Source organism: Mesorhizobium sp. M2C.T.Ca.TU.002.02.1.1, assembly GCF_003997225.1.
Genome location: NZ_RZTO01001376.1, coordinates 1 through 794, shown reverse-complemented (window position 1 = coordinate 794; position 794 = coordinate 1). Strand labels below are relative to the sequence as shown.

General features: G+C 62.6%; 1 protein-coding gene. It reads left to right on the top strand.

Features of this window, described 5'->3' with window-relative positions:
* Window positions 1-214 precede the first annotated feature (214 nt).
* On the top strand, window positions 215-794 hold a 580-nt coding region (locus EOD07_RS36195), incomplete at its 3' end, for a quinone oxidoreductase (protein WP_164772944.1).

The window sequence follows — 794 nt, the reverse complement described above, 5'->3', positions numbered from 1 at the left end:
CCATCACCGGGCTCTATCTCGCCAGCATCGGGGGCATCATGCAGATGTTTCCCAATCTGGGCGCCAGGAAGCCCTGATCCTGGATCAGGATATTTTTGGGTCGAATGATCATCCTGGCCCTAGCTGTCTATCGGCGCATGATCTTCCGAAAATCGGTTCTCCCTTTCGGAATCATGTTTCTAGATTGTGTACGTACCCTTCAGAGAGTTGAACGATGTCCAAGGCAATCCGCATCCACGCCAATGGCGGCCCCGAAGTCCTGGCTTATGAAAATGCCGATCCCGGCCAGCCGGGAGAAGGCCAGATCCTGATCCGGCACACGGCGATCGGCCTCAACTTCATCGACGTCTACTACCGCTCAGGGCTTTACCCGCCGCCCGGCGGTTTTCCGCTGATCCCGGGCGGCGAGGCGGCGGGCGTCGTGCTGGCGCTCGGCACCGGCGTCGACTGGCTGAAGCCAGGCGACCGCATCGCCTATGCCGTCAATGTCGGGGCTTATGCCGAGCAACGGGTGATCGCCGCCGACCGTGTGGTCAAAGTGCCGGACGGCATCAGCGACGAGCAGGCGGCGGCGATGATGCTGAAGGGCATGACGGCCGAATACCTTCTGCGCCGGACCTTCCCGGTGAAGGCCGGCGACACGATCCTTTACCACGCGGCGGCCGGCGGCGTCGGCCTCATCCTCGGCCAATGGGCAAAGCATCTCGGCGCGACCGTGATCGGCACGGCGAGCTCCGCCGACAAGATCGAGCTTGCCCGGGCGCATGGCTTCGACCACGTCATCAACTACAAGG